Below are 3,092 nucleotides of genomic sequence, written 5' to 3'. Positions count from 1 at the left end.
TATAAGAAAACTAAAAAACTTATGAAGCATTATTTCGACCTAATATAAAAACAATTATTTTATTCCTCATTTTGTTTAGAAATAAGCATATCGTATATATACCACTTATATAACAATGTAAACATTCCACAAACTATAGATAAATCTGCTAAATTAAAGGCTGGCCAATACCAATCATCAATATGAAAATATATGAAATCATATACAGCTCCCCAATAGATCCTATCAACTACGTTTCCGATTGCTCCACCAATCATCAGAGAAAAACCAAGGTAAGTTGACTGATCGTCAGACTTGTATATCAAATATGCAAGTATACCAATTATTAGTATTGAAAATGCTGAAAAAAAGAAACCGCCATGTGGTAAAGCGCTACACATTCCAAAACTAATACCTGAATTCCAAACTTCAACTAGTTTTATAAAACTAGCGATCTCAATTGATTCTCCTTCATCAATCAATGAGTTTATGTACAATTTGCTCGTTTGGTCAATCAATACTATAATTAATATAACAACTAAGCATAACTTTTTCATAAATTTGCCTTTAACCTATAAACTTTAAGTATATCATAATTTATCTGTTTTGTTAACTCCTCAATACTATGGAATTTTTTTTCTGACCTTATGAATTTTAAAAGTTGTATATTGACTTTATGACTATATACGTCTTCATCAAAATCGAATATGTGCATTTCTATTATAGGCTTTTTCAGATCCTTAAAAGTAGGTCTCATACCAATATTGACTACTCCATATAACCAATTTGGATTACTATCAGGAAAAGTCACTCTAGCGTAATATGTGCCAAACTTAGGTTTTATCATGCAATCTTCTATAGGAATATTTATGGTTGGAAATCCTATTTCTCTACCTCTACATGCACCTTTTGTCACAACACCAGAAACTTGATAAGGCCTGCCGAGCAATTTATTAGCAATTTCTATTTCGCCCCTTTGTACATACTCCCTTATTGAAGAAGAAGAGCAAATTTTGCCGTCAATTGTTAATGGCTCTAATTTAGTCAAAGAGTATCCATATATTTCAGAATATTTCTCTAGAGTTAATATATTACCCAATCGTTTATGACCAAAAGTGCAATTTTCTCCGACAATTATGTGTTTAGCGCCATATTTATCTATTAAAATCTCACTGATAAAGTCATCGCAGCTAACCTCAGAAAAACCTCTATTAAAATTAATAATATATAAGTAATCTATACCATAGCTGCTGATTAGTTCCTTTTTTTGTTCTTGGTCTATTAACCTAAAATTGTTTCTACCAAATAAAACAGTTGATGGGTGAGGCTCAAAAGTTAAAACTGCAGAGGGTAATCCTCTTTCTTGTGCTACCTTCTTTAGAGTAGAAATTGCAAACTCGTGTCCTAAATGAATGCCATCGAAATTTCCGAAGGTTAGTGCTATATTATTTTCTATTCCTTGCTCACAATTATAAATAATTTTCATACAATTTGATGTTTTTACATGTTTCTTATATATAATAACTATATTTTAGTAAGCTACGGAGATAAATTGTGAAAAATGTTGTGATATATGTAAAGAAGGGCTGTCCATACTGCATAAGGGCAAAGGATTTACTAGATAAAAAAGGTGTGAAGTATGAAGAAATTGATGTGCTCAAAAACTCAGATCTATTTAACGACATAAAATCAAAGTATAACGTTAGAACAGTTCCACAGATTTTTATCAACGATAAGCACATTGGGGGGTGTGACAAATTGATGGATCTTGAAAAAGAAGGAAAGTTGGATGATATGCTAAATAATAATGATAATCACACTGATGTCACAACCTACACAAACAGCAATGATGAATGTGGAGAGTGTGTTATACCACATGATGATTTTATGTAACTTTTTATCTTGTTTTGTCGTGTAATACGTAAATGAAAACTAGTATGCTCACTTTAAACAATTCTTAATGAATTAAAAATACAATTCATTCAGTGAGTTTTTTTAGTGGGAAAAAATGACAAAAAATATTTCAATTATTAGCAGAAACTTAATTAGTATCGAATTAGTTAACAAACAAGATTTAGAGAATTTCATCAAGATTTTCACAGTGCTTGATAAACATATAGCAGCTAAAACACTTTTTACAGAAGAAGTGAGAATAGAGTATAAACAACACAACGGCATAGAAGTTGTTGAATTGCTAAAAGATACAGACTTTACATATCATGAGGTTGAAAATGTATTGAACCACCTGAGTAAACATGGAATGAAGGTGCCCAGCAGTGTTATAGCACACACCCTTTTTGCTGCATACAATCATGCACTTGAATTTAAGGATGTAGCATTTTCCTTTTCTGAAGGCTCTCCACAATTTAACATCAGAGTGAGTAAGAACACCTTCATAATAACTCCTATGAGTGAGGAGAATTTGGAATTGAATTCACAAAGTAGCAAGAAATTAATAGAGTCGTTACAGAGCGAAAAAAATATTTATGATTGTATAGTAGAAGAAAATACCATTAAAGTTATAGTGCATTCTGAAATACATCAAGCTATAAATTTGATTATAAAATCACTGATAAAGTCTCGCCTTTTAGCAAAAGAGGAGGAAGGAAAATTCAAAGAGAAATTGAGACAACTTGCTTTTAAGGATCAAGCTTTTGTTGAGTATTCCAGTATCAAAACCATCAGTAGGTATCCACATAATCATCCTCTGAGAAAGCATGAAAGTGTTACTAAGGATATAGAAAATATTTTATGTGATTTCATAGCAAATGAGAATAGCGAGTTCGCTATAGAGCGGTTAAATAGGCTGAGCTCAGCAGTTTCTCCGGATACTCCAAGAATCATCACTAAAACTATAGATAAACTTGTTAAGTTTCACTAAGATATACGAGAGCCAATAGATTTCTTGTATTACCTTTTGTCATCCAAGTAGCCAAGGCTACTTGGTTCTTTTTTTGGGTTCCAGCACTATGTACATAGCTGTACAAACATTGTAGCCGTTATTCAAGTAGCTATAGAAACGAAAAACTTACTTGACAAACTCCGCCAGCCCCCTTATCATGAAACTGAAGCTATTTATTTATCTTCTCTGTACAGATTAAATGACAAAAAAA

General features: G+C 31.6%; 4 protein-coding genes. 2 read left to right on the top strand and 2 right to left on the bottom strand.

The window, feature by feature from the left end; translation table 11 throughout:
- Window positions 1-59: 59 nt before the first annotated feature.
- Both lspA and ribF read right to left on the bottom strand, forming a co-directional pair.
- Window positions 60-536 carry a signal peptidase II gene (gene lspA, locus ACIPNH_RS00155; RefSeq protein WP_006279329.1) on the bottom strand — a complete coding sequence of 159 codons (477 nt, stop codon included), beginning with the start codon at window positions 534-536 and terminating at the stop codon, window positions 60-62.
- Window positions 533-1,465 carry a riboflavin biosynthesis protein RibF gene (gene ribF, locus ACIPNH_RS00150; protein ID WP_010082493.1) on the bottom strand — a complete coding sequence of 311 codons (933 nt, stop codon included), beginning with the start codon at window positions 1,463-1,465 and terminating at the stop codon, window positions 533-535. Before ribF ends, lspA begins: the two co-directional genes overlap by 4 nt.
- Before the next feature lie 68 nt (window positions 1,466-1,533).
- On the opposite strand from ribF, the gene grxC reads away from it, so the two are divergent.
- Together grxC and ACIPNH_RS00140 are read left to right on the top strand one after the other, a co-directional pair.
- Window positions 1,534-1,872, top strand: coding sequence for a glutaredoxin 3 (grxC, locus tag ACIPNH_RS00145; protein ID WP_007550037.1), 339 nt, complete (start codon window positions 1,534-1,536; stop codon window positions 1,870-1,872).
- 115 nt (window positions 1,873-1,987) lie between these two features.
- Window positions 1,988-2,860, top strand: a complete 873-nt coding sequence (locus tag ACIPNH_RS00140; protein ID WP_007550039.1) for a hypothetical protein — start codon at window positions 1,988-1,990, stop codon at window positions 2,858-2,860.
- Window positions 2,861-3,092: the final 232 nt, after the last annotated feature.

It is taken from the genome of Wolbachia endosymbiont of Drosophila barbarae, from assembly GCF_044752445.1.
GTDB classification, from domain to species: domain Bacteria; phylum Pseudomonadota; class Alphaproteobacteria; order Rickettsiales; family Anaplasmataceae; genus Wolbachia; species Wolbachia pipientis.
This window is presented reverse-complemented; position numbering and strand designations above follow the sequence as displayed.

Bases quoted from the DNA above. Each gene is read 5' to 3' on its own strand.
- ACIPNH_RS00140 (WP_007550039.1), top strand. From the start codon at position 1,988: ATGACAAAAAATATTTCAATTATTAGCAGAAACTTAATTAGTATCGAA.
- lspA (WP_006279329.1), bottom strand. From the start codon at position 536: ATGAAAAAGTTATGCTTAGTTGTTATATTAATTATAGTATTGATTGAC.
- ribF (WP_010082493.1), bottom strand. From the start codon at position 1,465: ATGAAAATTATTTATAATTGTGAGCAAGGAATAGAAAATAATATAGCA.